This is a genomic window from Streptomyces sp. NPDC053755 (assembly GCF_040677675.1).
GTDB lineage: Bacteria > Actinomycetota > Actinomycetes > Streptomycetales > Streptomycetaceae > Streptomyces.
In genome coordinates this window covers 100522-122927 of record NZ_JBFASK010000010.1, presented here as the reverse complement: position 1 = coordinate 122927, position 22406 = coordinate 100522, and the positions used below count along the sequence as shown (strand labels likewise).

At 73.2% G+C, this 22406-nt stretch carries 16 protein-coding genes; 6 read left to right on the top strand and 10 right to left on the bottom strand.

The genetic code is table 11. The features are described from left to right. Nucleotides 1-123: 123 nt before the first annotated feature. The 4 genes from AB0K65_RS13095 to AB0K65_RS13080 form a co-directional block, all read right to left on the bottom strand. On the bottom strand, nt 124-1413 hold the full coding sequence (locus tag AB0K65_RS13095) for a phospholipase D-like domain-containing protein (protein ID WP_365715891.1): 1290 nt from the start codon (nt 1411-1413) through the stop codon (nt 124-126). Between the two features lie 155 nt (nt 1414-1568). Continuing rightward, nucleotides 1569-3089: a serine/threonine-protein kinase gene (locus AB0K65_RS13090; RefSeq protein WP_365715890.1), complete on the bottom strand. Its 1521-nt coding sequence runs from the start codon at nt 3087-3089 to the stop codon at nt 1569-1571. Next, on the bottom strand, nt 3086-3658 hold the full coding sequence (locus AB0K65_RS13085) for a hypothetical protein (RefSeq protein ID WP_365715889.1): 573 nt from the start codon (nt 3656-3658) through the stop codon (nt 3086-3088). The genes AB0K65_RS13090 and AB0K65_RS13085 overlap by 4 nt, the downstream gene beginning before the upstream one ends. A gap of 169 nt (nt 3659-3827) precedes the next feature. Then, a complete protein-coding gene (locus tag AB0K65_RS13080) occupies nt 3828-5933 on the bottom strand; it encodes an N-6 DNA methylase (RefSeq protein ID WP_365715888.1) in 2106 nt (701 codons plus the stop codon). A gap of 185 nt (nt 5934-6118) precedes the next feature. On the opposite strand from AB0K65_RS13080, the gene AB0K65_RS13075 reads away from it, so the two are divergent. Then, nucleotides 6119-6901 (top strand): DUF4190 domain-containing protein, encoded by a 783-nt coding sequence (locus AB0K65_RS13075; protein WP_365715887.1) that lies wholly within the window; start codon nt 6119-6121, stop codon nt 6899-6901. Nucleotides 6902-7057: 156 nt separating this feature from the next. Further along, complete coding sequence (locus tag AB0K65_RS13070) at nt 7058-7813, top strand: hypothetical protein (RefSeq protein WP_365715886.1); 756 nt, start codon at nt 7058-7060, stop codon at nt 7811-7813. Between the two features lie 119 nt (nt 7814-7932). Here the strand turns inward: AB0K65_RS13070 and AB0K65_RS13065 are convergent, their stop codons facing one another. Then, nucleotides 7933-8679: an N-acetyltransferase gene (locus AB0K65_RS13065; RefSeq protein WP_365715885.1), complete on the bottom strand. Its 747-nt coding sequence runs from the start codon at nt 8677-8679 to the stop codon at nt 7933-7935. A gap of 135 nt (nt 8680-8814) precedes the next feature. Next, a complete protein-coding gene (locus AB0K65_RS13060; RefSeq protein WP_365715884.1) occupies nt 8815-9489 on the bottom strand; it encodes an HNH endonuclease family protein in 675 nt (224 codons plus the stop codon). A gap of 154 nt (nt 9490-9643) precedes the next feature. Between AB0K65_RS13060 and AB0K65_RS13055 the strand changes: the two genes are divergently transcribed. After that, entirely contained in the window at nt 9644-9847 is a 204-nt protein-coding gene (locus AB0K65_RS13055; protein WP_365715883.1) for an antitoxin, read from the top strand. Between the two features lie 106 nt (nt 9848-9953). On the opposite strand, the gene AB0K65_RS13050 is transcribed toward AB0K65_RS13055, so the two are convergent. Then, nucleotides 9954-10841 (bottom strand): hypothetical protein, encoded by an 888-nt coding sequence (locus AB0K65_RS13050; RefSeq protein WP_365715882.1) that lies wholly within the window; start codon nt 10839-10841, stop codon nt 9954-9956. Nucleotides 10842-10929: 88 nt separating this feature from the next. Between AB0K65_RS13050 and AB0K65_RS13045 the strand changes: the two genes are divergently transcribed. Beyond that, on the top strand, nt 10930-11637 hold the full coding sequence (locus tag AB0K65_RS13045; RefSeq protein ID WP_365715881.1) for a TetR/AcrR family transcriptional regulator: 708 nt from the start codon (nt 10930-10932) through the stop codon (nt 11635-11637). 32 nt (nt 11638-11669) lie between these two features. After that, the gene (locus AB0K65_RS13040; RefSeq protein ID WP_365715880.1) at nt 11670-12959 is read left to right on the top strand and encodes an SGNH/GDSL hydrolase family protein; all 1290 of its coding nucleotides are present in this window, start codon (nt 11670-11672) and stop codon (nt 12957-12959) included. Nucleotides 12960-13133: 174 nt separating this feature from the next. Here AB0K65_RS13040 and mfd read toward each other — a convergent pair whose 3' ends face one another. From mfd to AB0K65_RS13025, 3 genes are all read right to left on the bottom strand, one after another. Next, a complete protein-coding gene (gene mfd, locus AB0K65_RS13035) occupies nt 13134-16667 on the bottom strand; it encodes a transcription-repair coupling factor (RefSeq protein ID WP_365715879.1) in 3534 nt (1177 codons plus the stop codon). Between the two features lie 414 nt (nt 16668-17081). After that, the gene (locus tag AB0K65_RS13030) at nt 17082-19655 is read right to left on the bottom strand and encodes an FtsX-like permease family protein (protein ID WP_365715878.1); all 2574 of its coding nucleotides are present in this window, start codon (nt 19653-19655) and stop codon (nt 17082-17084) included. Continuing rightward, nucleotides 19652-20440 (bottom strand): ABC transporter ATP-binding protein, encoded by a 789-nt coding sequence (locus AB0K65_RS13025; protein WP_365715877.1) that lies wholly within the window; start codon nt 20438-20440, stop codon nt 19652-19654. Before AB0K65_RS13025 ends, AB0K65_RS13030 begins: the two co-directional genes overlap by 4 nt. Nucleotides 20441-20786: 346 nt before the next feature. Here AB0K65_RS13025 and AB0K65_RS13020 point away from each other — a divergent pair, with 346 nt between their 5' ends. Continuing rightward, the gene (locus AB0K65_RS13020) at nt 20787-22355 is read left to right on the top strand and encodes an MFS transporter (RefSeq protein WP_365715876.1); all 1569 of its coding nucleotides are present in this window, start codon (nt 20787-20789) and stop codon (nt 22353-22355) included. The last annotated feature ends 51 nt before the right edge of the window (nt 22356-22406 follow it).

The window sequence follows — 22406 nt, the reverse complement described above, 5'->3', positions numbered from 1 at the left end:
CGTGTACATGATCGAACGCGTACGCTACATGTCACGGATCAGGCAAAAGGGACACTGTCGATCCGTACACCGATCAGATGCCCACTCGTGATTCTGTCGTCCCGTCAGCCGCCGCCCGCCCCGCTACAGCCCTTCCGACTCCGCCGCCGCCCGCTGCGCCTCGAAGTTCCCGACGTACGCGTCGAAGACGGCCGGGTCCTCGTACTTCAGCATCGCCTCGTCGTTCACCTTCAGCGCCATGCCCGTGTACGTGTGGCTGCCGGTGAAGACGATCTTCTTGTTCGCGCCGCCGAGGTACGCGCCCTCGATCAGCAGGTACTTGGTGTGCGTCGCCGTGCCACCGCTCTGGTCGTTGTGCAGCTGACGCAGGACGATGCGCCCCTTCGCGGTGGGCCTGGTCAGCCACTCGGACACCCGGAGCGGGTACTTCGCGGCGTCGATCGGCCAGTTGTCGAGCTTGCCGTAGACGATGTCGATGTGGCAGCCGGCGTCCGCGAGCTTCCACAGCTGCTCGGCCACCTCGGGCCGGGTGGTGTGGCCCTGGGCGATCCGGATCTTCGTCCGGCCGTCGGAGGTGCCGAAGCCCGGGGCGTTGCCGTGGCAGGGCTCGGCCGTCCCGACCGGCTGGGCCACCGTCTTCAGGACGTTGACGACCGGGTCCGTGCCGGATCGCGGGAAGAAGTAGACCTTGGCCTTGCCGGCCTGCGTGTCGTGGGCGTACTCGTCGACCTGCGGTATCCGGCCGGCGGCGGCGTCGGCCTGGTCGGCGAAGTAGGCCGCGTACGCGTCGAACAGCTCCTTGTTGCCCGCCACCGTCATCGCGTCGTTCCACAGCTTCGTGCGGTCCTGCTCGATGAGGTTGCCGGAGGACTGCACCACCACGTCGTCCACCGGGACGGTGCCGTTGCCCTTGGTGCGGGAGAACAGGAAGTACTTGTTGTGGTTGACGTTGTCGTACCAGCCGTTCGGGTCCGCCGCCGTGGTGCCGGGGTCCTTGGCGAGACAGGCCTCCTCCGCCTTGCAGATCCGTACCCAGGACTCCCCGCTCAGCCCGTTCCTCAGGTTCGCGACGGCCGGGTAACCGGCGGTGTCGTTGTCGAGGACCACCTGGACGGTGACCCCGCGCGCGTGGGCGGCGAGCAGGCGCTCGGTCAGCCACTGCGATCCGTAGAGGTAGAGCGACATCCGGATGGACGACCCCGGCTCGGCTCCGTCGACGAGCCGCCCCAGGTGGCTGAGGATCCGCCCCTGGGCGGTCGTGTCGCCCGACGGGTCGTTGAACACCGGCCCGGTGGTGACCGCCGTGACCGGCTCCGCGCTCGCCGCCGGGGTGGCCATGAGGAGGGCGCCCAGCGCGAGCGACGCGCCCATCGTTCGGTATCCGCGGTGCTTCGCGTGCTTCTGCGTGGTCACGTGTCCTCGATCTCGTTCCTGCGGCGAAGTGGCGGGCCGTCGGGCGCGCGCACTCGCACGCCCGCCCCGTGACGCGGCGACGGGATGGGCCGCCGGGCCGGCGAGCATCATCACCCGCGGACGATCTTGGGGGCCGTGACCGCCGTCACACCCCGTCAGGCGTGCGGACCCATCTGCTGTTGGCGGGCCAGCGCACGGCGCAGCTCGGTGGGGACCGCGTGGTACGGGCCGTAGGCGCGCTCGGTGTCGTAGAGCAGGACCTGGAGGTGCTGGTGGGCCGCCGTGTGGTCGCCCATGGCCAGCAGGAGGTTGCCGATCCGGCGGCGGATGTCGAAGGCGCGCGACGGGTCCGTGCCGCCGTCCACGTACGGCAGGAGGGCGCGGTACTCCGCGAGGGCGGACGCGGTCTCGCCGAGCTGTTCCAGGCACTGGGCCGCGTCGTAGCGGAACTGCAGGGTCTGCGGATCCGCCGGTCCCGCCTCCGCCGTGCGGTCCTCGGCCAGACGGCGCAGCTCCGGCAGGGCGCGGCGGTACTGGCCGTCGTCCATCAGCGTCGTGGCGTACTGCTTGCGCAGGATGCGGACGACGGGCGAGTGCTCGCCGTGCTCGGCCGCGGCGGCGGGCAGGATGCCACCCAGGATGTCGACGGCCTGGGTGATCGACCCTTCGCCGAGCAGCCGCTTGACCTCGTCGACGGCGGCGGCGACGTCCGGGCGGGAGACGGGCGGGGCGACCGGGGGCGCGACCGGAGGCGGCGGCGGGGCGGAGGCGCGGTCGGGCCACGGCGCGTGCGGGCGCAGGAAGGGGCGGGTCGGGTCGAGCGGTCCGGAGGGGATCCCGCGCGCGGGCAGCAGCGGGAGCAGGGCCTCGTACACCTCGTGCGCGTCGGACGGCCGGTGCCGGTGGTCCTTGGCGAGCAGCCGCAGGACGAGGGCCTCCAGCGCCTCGGGCACCTCGGGGCGCAGCCGGCGGACCGGCACCGGCGGCTCGTAGAGGTGCCGGTGCAGCACGCCGAGGGCGGTGGAGCCGGCGAACGGCACGTTCCCGCTGAGCAGTTCGTGGAGCAGGACGCCGAGCGCGTACAGGTCGGTGTACGGGCCCACGGCGCCGCCCATCGCCTGTTCGGGCGCCATGTAGGCGGGGCTGCCGATCGGTGAACCGGTGTGGGTGAGGCGGGTGGTGTCGGTGTCCAGGACGGAGGCGACTCCGAGGTCGAGGACGGTGACGGTGCCGTCGGGGCGCACCATGACGTTCCGGGGCTTGAGGTCGCGGTGGACGATCGGCACCGCGTGCACGGCGGCCAGGACCGCGCACAGCTGCGCGGCGACGGAGACCGCCCAGGGCCACGGATACGGGTCGTGTTCGGCGAGGTGGTCGGCGAGGTCCGCGCCCTCGACGTACTGCATGACCAGGAACAGCTCGTCGCCGTCGCTTCCGGCGTCGTGGACGGTGACAAGGCCGGGGTGGTCGACCTGGGCGGTGACCCGGCATTCGCGGACGAAGCGGCGCCGCATCTCGGCGGCGGCGGTGGCGGCGGCCATGTGGTCGGGGCGCAGGAGCTTGACGGCGACACGGCGGTCGAGCCGCCCGTCGTACGCCGTCCAGACCTGGCCCATGCCGCCCTGGCCGATGATCGTGGACAGTTCGTAACGGCCGCCGATGACGCGTCCGTTCACTTCCCCTCGTCCTTACGGAGGAGGTGGCTCAGCTCGTCCAGCTCGGCCCGGACCTGGTCGATGCGGGGGTTGGCCTGCGGCTGGGGCTGCGTGGGGGGCTGGGACTGGGGCTGGGGCTGCGTGGGGGGCTGGGACTGGGGCTGGGGCTGCGTGTGGGGCTGGGCCTGCGGCGGCACGGGCGGCTGCGGGTGGACCTGCGGCCGGGGTTGCGCCTGCGGGTACGCGGGCGGGTAGCCGTATCCCGTCCCGTGCTGCGGGACCGTCGTCGCGTAGGGCGAGGCCCCCGCCGGCCCCAGGCGGCGCACCTTGTCGTGCCGGATGTCGGCGTAGAGGAAGTACACCGTGAACAGAAGGGCGTTGAGCAGGATCCCGCCCACGACGACGTCCGCCTTCGTCGTCTCGATGTCGTCGGGCATCAGCACCAGGCCGGTGATCACGAGGGCCGCCGACACCCCGCACAGGATCCAGTCGGACGTGCGGCGTGTCACGACCGCGAGCCGCACCATCGTCGCCCAGGTCAGGAACCCGCAGCTGAACAACGGAAGTGCGGCGAAGAGCACACGGAGCACGACGACGGACGTCGGGAGGGCACGCGGAGGTGCCGGGGGCTCATAGCCGGGGCCGTACATTCCTGCTCCTGGTCACCTGGATCGGTTGCGGGTCCGAGCGTATACACCGACAGCGACAACGGCTCCCGGGTTGTACGGAACCGTTGCCGAACCGATCGGGGCGCGGGCCTCAGGGGGCCACGGTGCCGTCCGCCAGCCCGTCGTACAGCCCCTGGACCAGCTGCTCGCCGAGCCGCCCCGCGAGGCGCAGGGCGTCCTCGAACTCGACGAGCGCCCGGAACCGTTCGCCGTACCGCTGCTGCTCGGTGAGCGGCAGGCGCGGCAGCTGGAGGCGGCGGACGTCGAGCCGGGTGGCGGTGGAGGCGTAGCTGCTGGCCTGCCGGTTGTTGGCGGTGCCCCGCAGGAACCCGGCCAGGAACCAGGGGTCGAGGGCGGCCGGGTCGGGGCGCAGCAGCTGGAGGTTGCGGCCGAGGGCGGCGCCGGCGGTGGCGGCGTCGACGACCCGGGCGACGGAACCGCCGCCGAGGACGGGGACGACGACGTCGCCGGCGCGGAGCAGGACGGGCTCGTCGGGCAGCCCGTCGGGGAGGGTGCCGGAGGGGGGCTGGGCGGCGAACACGTCGTGCTCGGTGAGCATCCGGACCGACTGCTCGCGGGCGGCCCCGCCGGGACCCGCCGGGGCCGGGGTTCCGGCGGCGCCGCCCGCGCCTCCGGCGCGGAGTTCGAGCGCTCCGGCGCGGGCGAGTTCGCCGACGGTGACGCCGGTGGGGCGGGCGGCGGCCGGGTCGGCGGGGGCGGACGGCGGGGGCGGCGGGGCGAGGGCGACAGTGCGGCCGAGGGTCTCGGCGAGCCGGTCGCGGACCCGCGCCAGGTCCGCCGCGCCCCCCGCGGCGGCCGGAGACGGCAGATGGCGGGCGGGGGCCAGGTCGACGTCGTCGTCGAGGAGTTCGATGACGGGCACGGCCCGGCTCGCGCCGGGGGTCGGCTCGACGGTGCCGTCCTGGGCGAACGGCAGCCACGCGTCGAGGACGGCGGTGTGCACCGTCTGCCAGTCGAGCCTGTCGCGGCCCGCCCCGCCCTGCTGGTCGGCGGCGAGGGACGTGGTGTCGACGACGAGGAGCTCCTGGGAGGCCCCGGCCCCGGGGACGGGCCTGCGCAGCACCCAGAGGTGGAGCGGAATGCCGTACGGCGGCGCGGCGCCGGCGGGCAGGGCGACGACGGCCCGCAGGGCGCCCCTGCGCAGCAGGTCGGCGCGGATCCGGCGGCCTGAGCGGCGGGAGGCGGCGGCGGGCGGCATGAGCAGGACGGCCGTGCCTCCGGGTCGGAGGCGGGCCAGCGCGTGCTGGACCCAGGCGAGTTCGGACTCCGTACGGGCCGGGAAGCCGTACTCCCAGCGCGGGTCGTAGGCCAGTTCCTCGTGGCCCCAGTTGCGCTCGTTGAACGGCGGGTGGCACAGCACGGCGTCCGCCGCGAGGTCCGGGAAGGCGTCGGCGCGCAGGCTGTCGCCGGCCCGGACGCGGATGTCGGCGTCGCAGGCGAGGGCCAGGCGCAGGGCGGTCAGGGCGGCCAGGTCCGGGTCGGCGTCCTGGCCGTGGAGGGCGCCGGGGAGCTCGACGGCGCGCAGCAGGGTGCCGGTGCCGGAGGCGGGGTCGAGGACGGTGACCGGCCCTTGGGTGCCGGTGGCGGCGAGCGCGGCCATCAGGGCGGCCGGGCCGGACGGGGTGAGCGTGTACTGCCGCGGGTTGGCGTCGAGGTGCCGGCCGAGGAGGAACTCGAAGGCCTGACGGGCCCCGGTCTCCGCGGCGAGGTCGGCGGCCCCGCGCACGAGGGGGACGGACGGGACGAGGTCGGCGGCGGTGGGGGTGCGGACGGCCCGTTCGGCGCCGAACCGCTCGGTGAGCGTCTCCTCGAGCGCGACGGCCAGGGTCGCGGCGAGCCGCTCGTCGGGGGCGGCGGCCAGCGTCGGCCACGCCGCGGCGCGGCCGCGCACGAGCAGCAGGACCGCGCCCGCGTGGGCGAGGGCGGTGACGGCGCCCTCGGGGTGGCCGGCCACCTGCTGCCAGACCCGCTCGCGCAGGGGGACCTCGGCGAGCTTCCCCTGGGCGCGCAGCCAGTCCTCGACCTCGGCGAGGGCGAAGGAGGGGCTGGTCTCCGTGCCGCCCACGGGGCGCGGGAAGTCGGGGTGGCGGCGGCGCCAGTTGCTCACGGCAGCCCGGCCCACCCCCGCGAGCCGGGCGATCCCGGCGGCGGTCACCTCTGTCGCGCGCTCCGGCACTGACCGACTCCCCTCGTTGCCCTGCTGTCGTCGCTGTGGCGCTCGATAGTACCGACGAACGCGAGGCACACCCCTTCACGACGTGAGCCGAAGCAAAACGCGTGAACCGTGTTGACTCGGTTCACAAGCTCTGCTGTTATTGATCCATCGCTCCAGCCAGCCGATCGGTCCGGGAGGACACAGTCATGTCGTACGACACCACGCACTTCCATCCCGCGCCGGCCCCGGCGGCCTTCCGCAACGGACTGGGCACCGCGGCTCTGGTCCTCGGCATCATCGGCACGGTCTCCGGGTTAATTCCGTTCCTGTTCTGGCTGGCGGGCATCCTCGGCCTGATCGCCCTCGTCCTAGGCCTCGTCGGCAAGGGCCGCGTGACGCGCGGTCAGGCGAACAACAAGGGCGTGACCGTCACGGGCGCCGTCCTGGGCCTCGCGGCCCTGATCCTCTCGGTGGTCGGCGCGGTGATCACGTTCACGGTGGTCAGCGACGCGGTCGACGAGATCGACAAGGCGGTCAAGGACGCCGCGCCGAAGAACCCCGCGTCGAAGCAGCCGGGGGCGTCCGGCGGCAAGGCCAAGGCCCTCACGGCCGGTGCCTCCTCCGTCTACGACGACGGGCTGAGGATCACGGTCTCCGCGCCCAAGGCGTACTCCCCCAGCGAGTACGCGGTCGGCCACACCGAGGGCAACAAGGCGTACCAGGTCACCGTCGTGATCGAGAACGGCGGCAAGAAGGCGTTCGACCCCACCCTGGCCACGCTGGCCGCCCGCGCGGGCAAGGACGGCGTCACCGCCGAGCAGATCTTCGACGAGAAGGTCGGCAGCGGCTTCGACGGCACGGTCCTGCCCGGCAGGAAGGCCACGGTCACCTTCGCCTTCGACACCCCGGCCGCCGCCGGGAACCTCACGGTCGAGGTGAGCCCGGGCCTGGAGCACAACGCCTCCCAGTGGGAGCTGACGCTCCGCTGACCCTCCGAGGCCGCACCCCGGCCCCCGCCCCCTGACCGACGGTCCCGGCCCGCTCTCCCGCTCCCGCCCCCTGACCGACGGCCCCGGCCCGCTCTCCCGCTCCCGCCCCCGTCCGCACCCTCGTACCGGTCGCACACCATCCCCGGAGAACCCTTCATGTCTGCCACCACCCACCCCCGCACCCGTCGGACCGCGCTCGCCGCGGCGCTCTGTGCCGCCCTCGCGCTCGGTGCCGCGGCCTGCGGACCTTTCTCCGACGCCCCCGAGGCCGCCGGCCCGTTCGGAGCGCTGACCGGTCCGAAGATCGCCGCCAAGGCGATCACCGCCACCAGGACCGCCGACTCCGTCACGCTCGACCTGGCCGTCAAGACGACCGACGGGCCGATGAAGGCGTACCTGTCGGTCGACACCAAGGCCAAGTGCGCCGGCACCCTGACGGTCGGTCCGACGGGCACGGCGGAGCTGGTCAAGGCGGACGACAAGGTCGCCTACCTCCGCTTCGACGAGGCCTTCCTGCGGGAGGAGGCCAAGAGTGAGCCCGCCGAGGTCCAGGAGGCCATGCTCAAGGAGCTGAAGGGCCGCTGGGTGAAGACGCCCGTGACGGACCCGGAGGCGAAGGACAGCCTCGAACTCTGCGACCTGAAGGCCCTCCTCGCCGACTTCGAGCAGGGCGTCGACCTCTCCGTGAAGAGCGGTGAGACCACGGTCGGCGGCAGGAAGGCACTGATGCTGACCCAGGCGTTCGACAAGGAGAAGACGACGCTCTACGTGGCCACGGAGGGCGAACCGCACATCCTGAAGATCGTGACGGCAGGCGGCGAGGAGCCGGGGACCATCACCTTCACCGATTACGGCAAGCCGGTCGTGGCCACGCCTCCGCCGGCCAAGGACGTCCTCGACGACACGAAGTAGGAGTCGGGGAACGGGGGACGCAGGGGTGTGAGGGCCGCCGGAGGGGGACGGCCCTCACACCCCCGTCGCCGTGCACAGGCGGTGGCGTTCACACCGGCCGGTGGCGGCGCCGTCGCCGTTCACAGGCGGTGGCGGACCCAGACGTTCGGCTCGACGTAGACGGCGTAGCCGCGCGAGACGTCGCAGTGCACCGGCTCCAGAGCACCCTCGACCTCGACCGGGCCGTCGGTGTCGAAGGGCAGACCGGTCCACTTGCGCCAGTCCTCCAAGGCGGCGGCGATCGTCATCGAGACCGGGGCGACGGCCTCCACCGTGCCGCCCGCCCGGACGTGGACCCGCAGCCAGGGGTCGTGGGGCAGACCGTCCTCCTCGCGGGTGCGGAAGGCGTACTCGCTCATGGGCGTGCCGGTCTCCAGGTGCTTGCCGTTGGGCCGTACCGGCGCGACGAGTTCGGTGAACCCGTGGCGCTTGGCGTTCTCCCGCAGCGCGGCCAGCATCCTGGCCGAGATCCCCCGTCCCAGCATGCCGGTGGCGACGGTGACCTCGATGGCGCTGACGGTGTCGGGAATCCGTCCGTGCCGCCTGTCGGAGAAGGCCCACAGCAGCACCTGGTCCCAGCCGGTTGCGGGCAGGTCGCCGCGGCCCTCGGCCCGCAGCTGGAACGGGACGCTGAAGGCGCGCGCGACGACCTTGCCGTCGGGGTCGGTGGCGACGAGGACGTACTCCGGCAGTTCGGCGACGATCCGGCCGATGTTGGCCCAGCCGATCGGGTCGTGGAGCATGAACTCCGGCCACAGGTCGAGCATCTGCCACATCGGCCCCTGAAGTTCGGGACGTTCGGCGAGGGTCGTTATGTTCAGCTCCATCCGGGCAGGCTAACCACCTCCCCCGCGGGCCCCAACCGGTTTTCGCGCCCCCCGAACCCGGCCCCTGCCGCAGCGGCTTCAGGCCGGAGCCGGCCGCCGCGACCCGGGCGAGACCTTCCGGACACGGCCCCGCCCCTAGGGAAGCCTCTGCTGGGGGCAGGTGGTGAGGACCCGCTTCATGGCGTCCCGTTCGGCGCCGGTGACCCACACCCCGTACTTCCTCTTCACCGCGACCTGTCCGGCCACGTAGACGCAGCGGTACGCCTTGTTCGCCGGAAGCCAGGTCGCGGCGTCGCCGTCGGACTTGCGGCGGTTGGCGCCGGAGTCGACGGCGAGGAGGTTGAGCGGGTCGTTGGCGAAGCGGCGGCGCTTCTCCGCGTCCCACTTCTGCGCGCCCTTCTGCCAGGCGTCGGAGAGGGCCACGAGATGGTCTATGTCGACCTTGCTGCGACCCCTGACGTAGTCGACGCGGCCACCGGTGTAGGGGTCGTCGGCGAGGACCCCGGAGGCGACCTTGCAGCGCCCGTCCGTGAAGCGGACGTCGGTGAGGTCGCGCTTGAGGATGTCGTCGCGGGTACCGCAGCCGTTCCCGTCGACGTCGGCCCAGGCGCGGCCGAACTTCTCCCGGTCGTAGCCGGTCCTGGGAGCGCGGCCCTTGACGGTGAGGGTGTCCACGGCGGCGAGCGCGGATCCGGGTCTCCCGGGGGCGCCTTCGGCGGGCGGGCCGTCCGGCGGCGTCGTGCAGCCGGAGGCGACGAGGGCGGCGGTCGCGAGTGCGGCCAGGGGCGGGATCCTGCGGTAGCTGGGCACGCCGGGATCCTAGTGAGGGACCCCCCGGGGGCCGCCACAGAGCGGCAGGGTCTCCCGGGACCGACGGCCGGGGCGATCCTCCGGAGTGCGGAGACGGCGGAGGGCGCGTAGCGTCGAATGCGCTGTATGTCCCCTTCCGAAGGAGTCTGGACGCATGGGGATCATGGACAAGCTCAAAGAGATGATGGGCCAGCACCCGGACAAGACCCAGCAGGCGGTCGATCGCGCCGGGGACATGGTCGACAAGAAGACCGGCAACAAGTACGTCGATCAGGTCGACCAGGCACAACGGCACGTCGGCGACCGGTTCGGCGCGACGGACAAGAGGCAGGACCCGCCTCCCCCTCCGCCGACCTGACGGACGTGACCAGGCGGCTCCGGCCCCCACACACCCGCGGCCGTGGAGTGCCCCGCGCACTCCACGGCCGTCGTGCGTCCCGGACCGGCCCGCCGCGCGGCGGGCCTCAGATCCTGCCGATGCCGAGGGTGTTCTCGGCGGGCAGCAGTCCCGAGCCGAGCACCGACAGCCAGGGCCCTCCCAGGAGTTCGGCGAGCCGGGCGGTCCCGTCCGGGCCGAGCGCGTCCCAAGGCTCGGCGGCCAGGCGGTCCGTCCGCAGCTCCACGTCCGCGCGCAGGGCGCGGCCGGCCTCGGTGGCGGTGCCGTCCGCGGCGAGCAGGCCGCGTGCGGCGAGGCGCTCCCGTGCGGCGTTCCACTCGGCCCCGCTCCAGCCACGGCTCCCGAAGGTCTTCTCCGACGCCGCGCCGACCGCCGCGAAGGAGACGAGCGACTCCGCCGGGTCGAGCCCGGCGGCCAGCAGGGCCACCAGGTGCCCGTCGCCGCGGTGTTCGCGCAGGATCGTCGCGGCCTGCCAGAGGGTCAGGTGCGGGTCGTCCGGCCAGGGCAGCGCGGCGTTGGCGGCGGCGAGCGGCCGGCCGGCCGTCGAGGCGGCCTCGGCCGCCCGGCGGGCGAGCGAGGCGGCCTCGGCGATGCCCGGGCTCGCGACGGTGTCCTCGCCGAGGACACCGCGGTACGCGCGGTCGACCGCCCGCACCCGGGCGGCGAGCACCTCCTCGGGAGCGGCCGTGCGCCAGATCGCCGGGACGTACCGGCCGACCATGTCGGGGCTGAAGCCGTAGAAGGCGGAGGCGACCCGCTCCGGGCCGGCGGGGCCGAGCGGCGCGGCACGCCAGGCGAAGTAGGCCGGCCAGCGCTCCCCGACGTCGTGGCCGAGGCGGGCGGCCTCGTCGAACGCCTCGGGGGCGTAGTACAGCAGGGCGTGCAGCGGTTCGATCAGATGCCACATCTGCCGTACGCGCCCGGGCTCCACCCCTGTCCCCGTGTCCACGGTCATGGCTTCCTCCCTCGGTATCTTGTCACTGTCCAGATTGCTCCGGGAGCCCGAACCTGTCAATGCCTAGATGCGGCGTAGGATGGTGTTCATGACCAGTCGGCGCAGCTACCACCACGGCGACCTGCGGCAGGCCGTCCTGACCGCCGCGCTCGATGTCATCGCCTGTGACGGCCCGGCGGCGTTGAGCCTGCGCGACCTGGCCCGCCGCGCGGGCGTCTCCCACGCGGCGCCCGCCCACCACTTCAAGGACCGCACGGGCCTGTTGACGGCGATCGCCGCCGAGGGCTTCGGCCTGCTGGCCGACGCCCTCGCCGACGCGCCCGACCTGCGTGAACGGGGGGTCGCCTACGTCCGCTTCGCCGTCGGCCACCCCGCCCACTTCCAGGTGATGTTCCAGCCCGACCTCCTGCGCGGCGACGATCCTGGCCTCCTTGCCGCCAAGGAGCGCGCCTCGGCCGAACTCCGCGCGGGCATCGACTCCCTGGGATCCGCGACCGGGTCCACCGACGGGTCCGCGACCGGCTCCGCGACCGGGTCCACCGACGGGTCCGCGACCGGCTCCGCCACGGACCCCCGCACGGCGGGCATCGCCGCCTGGTCCCTGGCCCACGGCTTCGCCACGCTGCTCCTGACCCGCAACCTGGACGCGGGGAACACCGCGGGTGGTGCGCGCGTCGGACGCGACGGCCACACCGGCGAGACCGGGGAAGGCGGCGCCAGCGGGGTCGAGGGCGGACCGATGGGCGACCGGAACCCCGAGGAGTTCTTCCGCGCGCTCGCCGGACTGCTCTTCTGAACTCCTCGGAACGTGAACGACGGGCGACATCCATGACCTCCCAGAACCCCTCCTGGCGCGTGGGCGCCGCGCTGCTCGTCGTCGCGGCCCTCGGCGCGCTGCCGCTCGTCGCCCCGTCCGTGTCCCCCGACTCGTCGAGCGGGTCCGCCCCCGCGAAGACCGGCCGGACCGGCTGGCACGGCGCCTGGGCCGCCTCCCCGCAGGCGCCGGCCGAGCCCTTCGGCCCGAACTGGTCCCTGCGGGGCTTCGCCGACCAGACCGTCCGACAGGTCGTCAGGGTCGGCGTCGGCGGCACCCGGGCCCGCATCGAACTCTCCAACCGGTACGGCAGGACACCGCTCCGGATCACCGGCGCGACGATCGCCCGCACGGACAAGGGCGCTTCCGTCTCCCCCGGTTCGGTGCGGCGGCTCTCCTTCGGCACGGAGCGGTCCGTCGCCGTTCCGGTCGGCGGCACGGTCTCCAGCGACGGGGTGCCGTTCACGGCCGGGGCACTGGAGGCGGTGACCGTCACGCTCTACCTGGCCGAGCCGACCGGGCCCGCCACCTTCCACACCATCGCCTCCGCCACCAGCTACCGCGCGGAGGGCGACCACAGCGTCGACACCACCGGTGCGGAGTTCCGGGAGACGAGTGGGTCGTGGTACCTCCTCACCGGGGTCGAGGTGAGCGGCGGCCCGTCCGCCCGGCGGGACGGCATCGTCGCCTTCGGCGACTCGATCACCGACGGCGTCGGCTCGGGCGTCGACAGGAACGACCGCTACCCCGACGAACTGGCGGAACGCCTCGCCGCCGCCGGGCGGCCGCGCAGCGTCCTCAACCACGGCATCGGCGGCAACCAGCTCACCCGCGACAAGGCCTGGGCCGGCGGGAGAGGCGTCCACCGCTTCGCCCTGGACGCCCTGACGGAGCCGAACGTGGGCACGGTCGTCGTCCTCGAAGGCATCAACGACATCGGCGCCGACAGGCAAGGGGCCGCGGACGACCCCACCGCCGGGGTGTCGGTGGACCAGCTCGTCGCCGGCCACCGCGAGCTGATTCGCCAGGCGCGCGCCCGGGGGCTCAGGGCGATCGGCGCGACCCTCACCCCGATCAAGGGCTCCCGCTACGACAGCCCGGAGAACGAGGCCCAGCGGGACGCGTTCAACCAGTGGGTGCGCGCGTCGGGGGCGTACGACGCCGTGGTCGACTTCGACCGCGCCCTCTCCGACCCGGCGGACCCCGACCGCCTGCTGCCGGTCTACGACTCGGGCGACCACCTGCACCCGAGCGCCGCCGGCTACCGGGCCATGGCCGAGGCGATCGACCTCGACGTCCTCTGACCCACCGCGGCGGCCGCGCCGCACACGCCGAGCGGCCCCGCCCGTCGCAGCGCCGGCCGGACGCGGGCCCGCACCCGCCCGGTCACCCCACGCGCCCCACTCCACGCGCCCACCGCCGGCCGACCCGCCGCCGGCCGGGGGCGACCGGGGGCGCCCGGGGCCGAGGGAGCCGCCCTACGAGCCGAGGATCGTGGTCAGGAACTCCCCCGTCCACGAGAGCAGTTCGCGTCCCACGACCGGCTTCCCGCCGATCTTCCCGCTCGTGGGACGCGGGACCAGGATCTGGTGGACCGCCGGCTTGATGACCGTGCGCGGGTACAGCCGCTTGAGCCGCAGCTCCTGCGACTCGCGCAGCTCCACCGGCGCGAAGCGGATGTTCGGGCCCTGGAGGACGATCTCGCCCACCCCGCAGGCGCGGGCCAGCATGCGCAGCCCCGCCACGAGCAGCAGGTTCTCGACCGGCTCCGGCAGCTTGCCGTAGCGGTCCGTCAGCTCCTCCCGTACCGCCTTGATGTCCTCCTCGGAGTTCGCCGAGGCGATGGCCCGGTACGCCTGGAGGCGCAGGCGCTCGCCGGGGGCGTACTCGTGCGGGACGTGGGCGTCCACCGGCAGCTCGATCTTGACCTCCAGCGGCGGCTCCTCCTCCACCCCGCCGTCCAGGGAGGCGCGGTAGTCCGCGACCGCCTCGCCGACCATTCGTACGTACAGGTCGAATCCGACGCCCGCGATGTGACCGGACTGCTCACCGCCGAGGAGGTTGCCCGCGCCGCGGATCTCCAGGTCCTTCATGGCCACGTACATGCCCGCGCCCATCTCGGTGTGCTGGGCGATCGTCGCCAGCCGCTCGTGCGCGGTCTCGGTCAGCGGCTTCTCCGGCGGGTAGAGGAAGTAGGCGTAGCCCCGCTCCCGGCCGCGCCCGACACGGCCGCGCAGCTGGTGCAGCTGCGAAAGGCCGAAGTTGTCGCCGCGCTCCACGATCAGCGTGTTCGCGTTGGAGATGTCGATGCCGGACTCGACGATCGTCGTGGAGACCAGCACGTCGAACTTCTTCTCCCAGAAGTCGACGACCACCTGCTCCAGGGCGCCCTCGCTCATCTGCCCGTGCGCGGTGGCGATCCGCGCCTCGGGGACGATGTCGCGCAGCCGGGCGGCGGCCCGGTCGATCGACTCCACGCGGTTGTGGATGTAGAAGACCTGGCCCTCGCGCAGCAGCTCGCGGCGGATCGCCGCGCCGATCTGCTTCTCCTCGTACGGGCCGACGAAGGTGAGGACCGGATGCCGCTCCTCCGGCGGGGTCGTGATCGTGGACATCTCGCGGATGCCGGTCACCGCCATCTCCAGCGTACGGGGGATGGGGGTGGCCGACATCGTCAGTACGTCGACGTTGGCCCGCAGCTTCTTCAGCTGCTCCTTGTGCTCGACGCCGAAGCGCTGCTCCTCGTCGACGATGACCAGACCGAGGTCCTTGAACCTCGTCTCCGACGAGAACAGCCGGTGCGTGCCGATGACGATGTCGACCGAGCCGTCCCGGAGCCCCTCCAGCGTCGCCTTCGACTCGGTCTCCGTCTGGAATCGGCTGAGGGCCCGGGTGACGACGGGGAACTGCGAGTACCGCTCCGTGAACGTGCCGAAGTGCTGCTGCACGAGCAGGGTCGTCGGGACGAGTACGGCGACCTGCTTGCCGTCCTGCACCGCCTTGAAGGCCGCGCGCACCGCGATCTCCGTCTTGCCGTAGCCGACGTCGCCGCAGATCAGACGGTCCATGGGGACCGTCTTCTCCATGTCCTCCTTCACCTCGGCGATCGTGGACAGCTGGTCGGGCGTCTCCACGTACGGGAAGGCGTCCTCCAGCTCGCGCTGCCAGGGGGTGTCGGGGCCGAAGGCGTGACCCGGCGCGGCCATCCGGGCGCTGTACAGCTTGATCAGGTCGGCGGCGATCTCCTTGACCGCCTTCTTGGCGCGCGCCTTGGTCTTCGTCCAGTCCGCGCCGCCGAGCCGGTGCAGGGTCGGCGCCTCGCCGCCCACGTACTTGGTGACCTGCTCCAGCTGGTCGGTGGGGATGTACAGCCGGTCGCCGGGCTGGCCGCGCTTGGCGGGGGCGTACTCGACGAGGAGGTACTCGCGGGTGGCGCCCTGGACGGTCCGCTGGACCATCTCGATGTACCGGCCGACGCCGTGCTGCTCGTGCACGATGTAGTCGCCGACCTCCAGCGTCAGCGGGTCGATGGTCTTGCGGCGCTTGGCCGGCATCCGCTGGCCGTCCTTGCCGGCCGCCTTCTGCCCGGACAGGTCGGTCTCGGTCAGGACGGCCAGCTTGAGCACCGGGTCGACGAAGCCGAAGTCGATCGAACCGCAGGCCACGTGGACGACCGCGGGGGAGATCTCCGTCAGGTCGGAGTCCAGGCGGGCCGCGATGCCCTCACCTCCGAGGACCTCGACCGTGCGGGCCGCCGGGCCGTGCGCCTCGGTGACGAACACCGTGCGCCAGCCGTCGGCCAGCCAGCCCTTGGTGTCGGCGAGCGCGCGGGCGGTGTCGCCGCGGTACGACTCCGGGGCACGCATCCCCAGCTTGACCGTGTCGGCGTCGAGGTCGGCGTCGTCCGCGGCGAACGGCGAGACCGACCACCACATCATGCCCAGCTCGCGCGCCCGGTCGCGCACGTCCGCGATGCCCCACAGGGAGGCGGCGCCGACGTCGATCGGGGCCTCGCCGCCGCCGGCGGTGGCCGCCCAGGACGCCTGCAGGAACTCCTGGGAGGTCGCCACCAGGTCCGCCGCCCGGGTGCGGACCCGCTCGGGGTCGCAGACCACGGCCATGGAACCCTTCGGCAGCACGTCGAGCAGCAGCTCCATGTCGTCGACCAGGACCGGGGCCAGCGACTCCATGCCCTCGACGGCGATACCCTCGGCGATCTTGCCGAGCAGCTCGCCCAGCTCCGGATGGGCCTCGGCCAGGGCCGCGGCGCGCCGCTTCACCTCGTCGGTCAGCAGCAGCTCGCGGCAGGGAGGCGCCCACAGGCCGTGCTCGGCCACCTCGAGGGAGCGCTGGTCGGCGACCTTGAAGTACCGGATCTCCTCGACGTCGTCTCCCCAGAACTCGACCCGGAGCGGGTGCTCCTCGGTCGGCGGGAAGACGTCCAGGATGCCGCCGCGCACGGCGAACTCGCCGCGCTTCTCGACCAGCTCCACCCGGGAGTACGCGGCGGCCGCCAGGCCCTCCACGACCTCGTTCAGGTCCGCCGTCCGCCCGGTCCGCAGCGCCACCGGCTCCAGGTCGCCGAGGCCCTTGACCTGGGGCTGGAGCACGGAGCGCACGGGGGCGACGACGACGGAGACCGGCCCGGCGGCCGGATCGTCCGCCGAGGGGTGGGCGAGGCGGCGCAGCACCGCGAGGCGCCGGCCGACGGTGTCGGAGCGGGGCGAGAGCCGCTCGTGCGGCAGCGTCTCCCAGGACGGGTACTCGACGACCGTGTCCGGATCGATGAGGGTGCGCAGCGCCGCCGCCAGGTCCTCGGCCTCGCGGCCGGTGGCGGTGACGGCCAGCACGGGCCGTCCGGCCTGGCGGGCGAGGGCGGCCACGGCGAAGGGGCGCGCCGCCGGGGGGCCGACCAGGTCCACGTGCATGCGGTTGCCGTCGGCCGCGGCCGTGACCGCTTCGGAGAGGGCCGCGTCCTTGACGACGACGTCGAGCAGACCGTGCAGACTCATGGACTTCCATCCCGGGAGAGGGCAACGCGAACAGCCCGACACGTGGGACGGGCCGGGGGATCTCCAGACTACGACGTGCCGACGACACCCGCGCCCGAAACCCGGGGCGGCAGGCGTGTGACGGGTGGGACGGCGGAGACGGGGGCCGCGCGACGACCGGCGGCCGGACGCCGGGGGCAGCGGGCCGGGGGGCCCGTCGGCGGCGGAGGTGTCCGGCCCGCCGGGGAGGGCGGCGCCGCCGGGCGGGGGCTGCGGCCGCCGGCGACTCGGCCACGGGGAGGACCGGCGCCCCGGGGACGCGGGACGGGTACGGCCCCGGTCGGCATCGCGACGATGCCGACCGGGGCCGTGCCTTGGACCCGTTCGGGCGAACCCGGTTCCCCCGCGCGGGGTCCGCCCGGGTCCGCCCGGCCGCTACTCGGTCGCGATCGCGTTCAGGACGTTCATCCGACCCGCCCGGAACGCCGGGACCAGCGCCGCGAAGAGCCCGACGAACGCCGAGGCCACGAAGACCGTCAGGATCGTCGGCCACGGGATCTCCAGGACGCCGAGACCCTCCAGGGCCAGCAGCTTCTGGGCGGCCGTGCCCCAGCCCATGCCCAGGCCGAGGCCGAGCAGGGCGCCGAAGAGCGCGATCACCACCGACTCCAGGCGGATCATGCGGCGCAGCTGGCGGCGGGAGAGGCCGATCGCCCGCATCAGGCCGATCTCCCGGGTCCGCTCGACCACCGAGAGCGCGAGCGTGTTCACCACGCCGAGCACGGCGACGATGATCGCCAGGGCGAGCAGCCCGTAGACGATGTTCAGCAGCTGGCCGACCTGGTCCTTCAGGGTCTGCTTGTAGTCGGCCTGGTTCTGCACCGTGTACTGCGGATAGGCGGCCAGCGACTCCTTGAGCGCCGTGTAGACCTCGGCCTCCTCGCCGTCCTGCGCCGTGGCGAACAGGATCATGCTGCGGGGCAGCTTCTCGGCCGGGAGGTACCGGGCGGCCGTGGTGATGTTGGTGTACATCACGCCCTTGTCGACGTTGTTCTCGTCCGAGGTGACGGCCGCGATCCTCAGCCGCGCGCTCTGTCCGCCCTGGAAGGCGACCGTCAGCGTGTCGCCGACCTTCACCTTGTGCTCGGCGGCGTAGTCGCTGCCGACGGACATCGCGTTCTCGCCGTAGGCGTCGGAGAGCGTGCCTCCGGTGGTGTCGCGGCGCAGGTCCTTGGCGTACGTCGGTTCGGCTGCGACCAGGCCCTTCTCCACGGGCTTGCCACCGGGGGCGGTGATCGTGGCCTCGATCCACTTGTACTCGGTGACGTGGGAGAGGCCCGGTGTCCGCTCCAGCGCGGCCTGTGCCTGCGGCATGATCGGCTGGCCGTTGGTGGACTGGACGATGAAGTCCGCGCCGACCGAGCGGTCCAGCTCCTCGGTGGCCGAGGCGACCATGGACGAGCCGACCACCGACAGACAGGCCACGAGGGCGAGCCCGATCATCAGGGCGGCGCCGGTGGCACCCGTACGGCGGGGGTTGCGCAGCGCGTTGCGTTCGGCCATCCGGCCGACCGGTCCGAAGACCCGCAGGACGACGGCGCCGAGGACGCGGACGACACCGCCGGCGAGCAGCGGTCCGATGACGACGAAGCCGATGAGGGAGAGGACGACGCCCAGACCGAGCCAGAGGGAGCCGGTGGAGGCCTTCTCGGCCTGCGTCGCCGCGCCCAGCGCGCCGGCGCCGGCGAGGGTGAGGAGCAGTCCCAGCCCGCCCCGCACCCGGCCGGCCCGGCCGTCGGCCGGGGTTCCGGCGTCGCGCAGGGCCGCCATCGGGGAGACCTTGCCGGCCCGGCGGGCCGGGATGTAGGCGGCGAGGACGGTGACGACGATGCCGAGGAGGAGGCCGATGGCGGGCGTCGTCCACCGGACGGTGAGGTCGTCGGTGGACAGTTCCATCCCCATGGAGCCCATCAGCTCCATCAGGCCGATCGCGAGGCCGACACCGGCCGCGACACCGGCGATGGAACCGACCACGCCGAGGAGCAGCGCCTCCAGGAGCACGGAGCGGTTGACCTGCTTGCGGCTGGATCCGATGGCCCGCATGAGGCCGATCTCGCGGGTGCGCTGGGCGACCAGCATGGAGAAGGTGTTGACGATGAGGAAGATGCCGACGAGGAAGGCGATCCCGGCGAAGCCGAGCATCGCGTACTTCATGACGTCGAGGAAGCCGGCGACGTCCTCGCGTCCGGCGTCCGCCACCTCGGCGGCGGTCTGCAGGGTGTAGCCGGCGCCGACGGCGGAGACGATGTTCGCCTTCAGCGCCTCATCGCTGACGCCGGGGGCAGCGTCGGCCGTGATCTGGGTGAACAGCCCCTCCCTGCCCAGGAGTTCGCGCTGCGCGGTGGCGGTGTCGAAGTAGACGACCGTGGCGCCGGGGTTGGTCACCTTGAAGTCGGCGATGCCGGAGATCCGGGCTGTGAAGTCACCGGTGACGGCGATGGTGCGCAACTCGTCGCCGATCTTCAGGCCGTGCTTCTCGGCGGTGCCGCCGTCGACCATCACGTCGGTGGGCCCGCGCGGCTCGTGACCGGAGGTGACGTCCACCGAACGCAGCTCGATGGGCGACCAGTTGACGGCTATGGTCGGCGCGCCGCCGGTGGGGCCGACGTTCTTGTCGCGGGAGTCGACGACGGTCACGCTCAGCGAGACGACCGAGCCCTGCGCCTCCTTGACGCCCTCGGCGCGGCGGACCTGGTCGACGAGCGACGCGGGCAGGGTCTCGGGGCGCCCGGTCTGCGGCGTCTCGTCGTCGACGGCCGCGTCCTTGGGGCTGAGCGTGACGTCGGCGGCGGTCGACGCGAAGAGCTTGTCGAAGGTCGTGTTCATGGTGTCCGTGAACACCAGCGTGCCGCTGACGAAGGCGACGGACAGCAGGACGGCGACGGCGGAGAGCGCCATCCGCCCCTTGTGCGCGAGGAAGTTGCGCAGTGAGGTCTTCAGGACGGTCATGACGTCCGCCCGCGCGCGTCGAAGTCCTTCATGCGGTCCAGGACGGCGTCCGCGGTGGGCCGGAACATCTCGTCGACGATCCGGCCGTCCGCGAGGTAGAGCACGCGGTCGGCGTGGCTGGCGGCGACGGGGTCGTGCGTGACCATCACGATGGTCTGGCCCAGCTCGTCCACGGACTGGCGCAGGAAGCCCAGCACCTCCGCCCCGGCCCGGGAGTCGAGGTTGCCGGTCGGCTCGTCACCGAAGATGATCTCGGGGCGGGCGGCGAGGGCGCGGGCCACGGCGACGCGCTGCTGCTGGCCGCCGGAGAGCTGGGCGGGGCGGTGCTTCAGCCGGTCGGCGAGACCGACCGTCGCCACGACCCGGTCCAGCCACTGCTGGTCGGCCTTGCGGCCGGCGATGTCCATCGGCAGCGTGATGTTCTCCAGCGCGTTCAGCGTCGGCAGCAGGTTGAACGCCTGGAAGATGAAGCCGATCCGGTCGCGGCGCAGCTGCGTGAGCTTCTTGTCCTTCAGCCCGGTGATCTCGGTCTCGTCGAGGTGGATCTGCCCGCTGGTGACGGTGTCGAGCCCGGCGAGGCAGTGCATCAGGGTCGACTTGCCGGAGCCGGAGGGCCCCATGATGGCGGTGAACTGCCCGCAGGCGATGTCCACGTCGACGTGGTCGAGTGCGACGACCCGGGTCTCCCCGGCGCCGTACGCCTTGACGACCTGCCGCGCCCGCGCGGCGACGGCCGTACGTCCGCCAGTACCCCCGTGCCTGGGGATGGTCACAGCCGAAGTCACGGTATGTCTCCTATGAGTGGGTCGGATCAGGCTCATGTCGAGTCTGGGAGGTGGCGGGGCGCGGGTCACTGGTGTCCGCAGCACTCTTCGCCCTGGGGTTTTCCGGAGGTCCGGGCGTTTTCCGTAAACCCAAGGTAAGGAGCGGGACCCGCCCTCCTCGTCCTCCGCCGGGACGAACGACCCCTGCCCCGTATGGGGGAGATCCCCCTAGGGGTTCTCCCACCACGGTTCGAGTGAGAGGCTGTGCCGACCAATTAGATGTACGACGCATCGGCACGGCGTCGCGGCGCACCGGCACGGTCGGCGCGTCCCGGCGCGCACCGGCCGCAGGGGGAGGAACGACAGGGTGTCCGGGACCACGACGCGGCGGGCCGGCGCGCCCGCCACCACCCCGCGGGGGCGCGGACCGGTCGTCGCCGCGATGATGCTCGGCATGGCCCTGGCGGCCCTGGACGGCACCGTCGTCTCCACGGCCGTGCCGCAGATCGTCGGCGACCTCGGGGGGCTGTCGGTCTTCTCCTGGCTGTTCTCCGGCTATCTCCTCGCGGTGACGGTCACCCTGCCGGTGTACGGGAAGCTCAGCGACACCTTCGGCCGCAAGCCGGTCCTGATCGCCGGGACCGTCCTCTTCCTCGTCGGCTCCCTGCTGTGCGCGGCCGCTTGGGACATGGGCTCGCTCATCGCCTTCCGCGTCGTGCAGGGCCTCGGCGGCGGAGCGCTCCAGGGCACCATCCAGACGCTCGCGGCGGACCTGTACCCGCTGAAGGAACGTCCCCGGATCCAGGCGAAGTTGTCATCCGTCTGGGCTACGGCGTCGGTGGCGGGTCCGGCGGCGGGCGGCCTCCTCGCGGGGTACGCGGACTGGCGCTGGATCTTTTTGATCAACCTGCCGGTCGGGCTGGTGGCGCTGTGGCTGATCGCACGGTACCTCGTGGAGCCGGGGCGGACCGCGGGCGTGCGGGCGGGGACCGGCACCCGGGAACGGGCCGGGGGCGCGCCGGGGCGGCCGTCCGTCGACTGGGCCGGGGCGCTCGCCATCTTCGGCACCGGGGTGCTGCTGCTGACCGCCCTCGTCCAGGGCGGAGTCGCCTGGCCCTGGCTGTCCGCCCCCTCGCTCGGGCTCTTCGGCGGCGCGCTCGCCCTCGCCGGCGTCACCGTCATCGTCGAACGGCGGGCCGCCGAACCGATCATCCCCGGCTGGATCTGGCGCCGTCGCACGATCGCCGCCGTCAACCTGGCCCTCGGGGCGCTGGGACTCCTGATGGTCGCCCCCACCGTCTTCCTGCCGACCTACGCCCAGGCCGTTCTCGGCCTCGGGCCGATCGCCGCGGGTTTCGTGCTCTCCGCCATGACCCTCAGCTGGCCGGTCACCGCGGCCCTGTCCAACCGGGTGTACAACCGCATCGGCTTCCGTTCCACCGCCGTCATCGGCATCGGCCTCGCCCTGCTCGTCCTGCTCGCCTTCCCCTTCCTGCCCTTCCCCGGGGAACCCTGGCAGCCGGCCCTGCTCATGCTGCTGCTCGGCGGCGCCCTCGGCCTCTTCCAGCTCCCGCTGATCGTCGGGGTCCAGTCGACGGTCCCGTACGAGGAGCGTGGGACGACGACCGCGTCCGTCCTCTTCTGCCGTCAGGTCGGGCAGAGCATCGGCGCGGCGCTCTTCGGGGCGGTCGCCAACGGCGTGCTGGCCGCCCGGCTCGGGGGCGGCGGCGACCTCGACGGCCTCGCCCGAGCCCTGGACGCGCCCGGCTCCCTGACGGACTCCGCCGCCGACCGGCTGCGGCACGCCGTCGACGCGGCGGTCGACTACGTCTACCTCGGCGCGGCGGCCGCGGCGGCGATCGCCCTCGTCGTGCTGCTCACGCTGGCGCCTCGCCGCTTCCCGGTCCTGACGGACGGCGAGGAGCGGACCCCGTAGGCCGCGGGCGACGGCGGGCGGTCAGCGCGCGCCGGCCTGCCGGTCGCGGTC

Coding starts and splice junctions, on each gene's coding strand:
- AB0K65_RS13075 (WP_365715887.1), top strand. CDS start 6,119: ATGTCGTACGACACCACGCACTTCCATCCCGCGCCGGCCCCGGCGGCC.
- AB0K65_RS13065 (WP_365715885.1), bottom strand. CDS start 8,679: ATGGAGCTGAACATAACGACCCTCGCCGAACGTCCCGAACTTCAGGGG.
- mfd (WP_365715879.1), bottom strand. CDS start 16,667: ATGAGTCTGCACGGTCTGCTCGACGTCGTCGTCAAGGACGCGGCCCTC.
- AB0K65_RS13050 (WP_365715882.1), bottom strand. CDS start 10,841: ATGACCGTGGACACGGGGACAGGGGTGGAGCCCGGGCGCGTACGGCAG.
- AB0K65_RS13070 (WP_365715886.1), top strand. CDS start 7,058: ATGTCTGCCACCACCCACCCCCGCACCCGTCGGACCGCGCTCGCCGCG.
- AB0K65_RS13055 (WP_365715883.1), top strand. CDS start 9,644: ATGGGGATCATGGACAAGCTCAAAGAGATGATGGGCCAGCACCCGGAC.
- AB0K65_RS13040 (WP_365715880.1), top strand. CDS start 11,670: ATGACCTCCCAGAACCCCTCCTGGCGCGTGGGCGCCGCGCTGCTCGTC.
- AB0K65_RS13030 (WP_365715878.1), bottom strand. CDS start 19,655: ATGACCGTCCTGAAGACCTCACTGCGCAACTTCCTCGCGCACAAGGGG.
- AB0K65_RS13045 (WP_365715881.1), top strand. CDS start 10,930: ATGACCAGTCGGCGCAGCTACCACCACGGCGACCTGCGGCAGGCCGTC.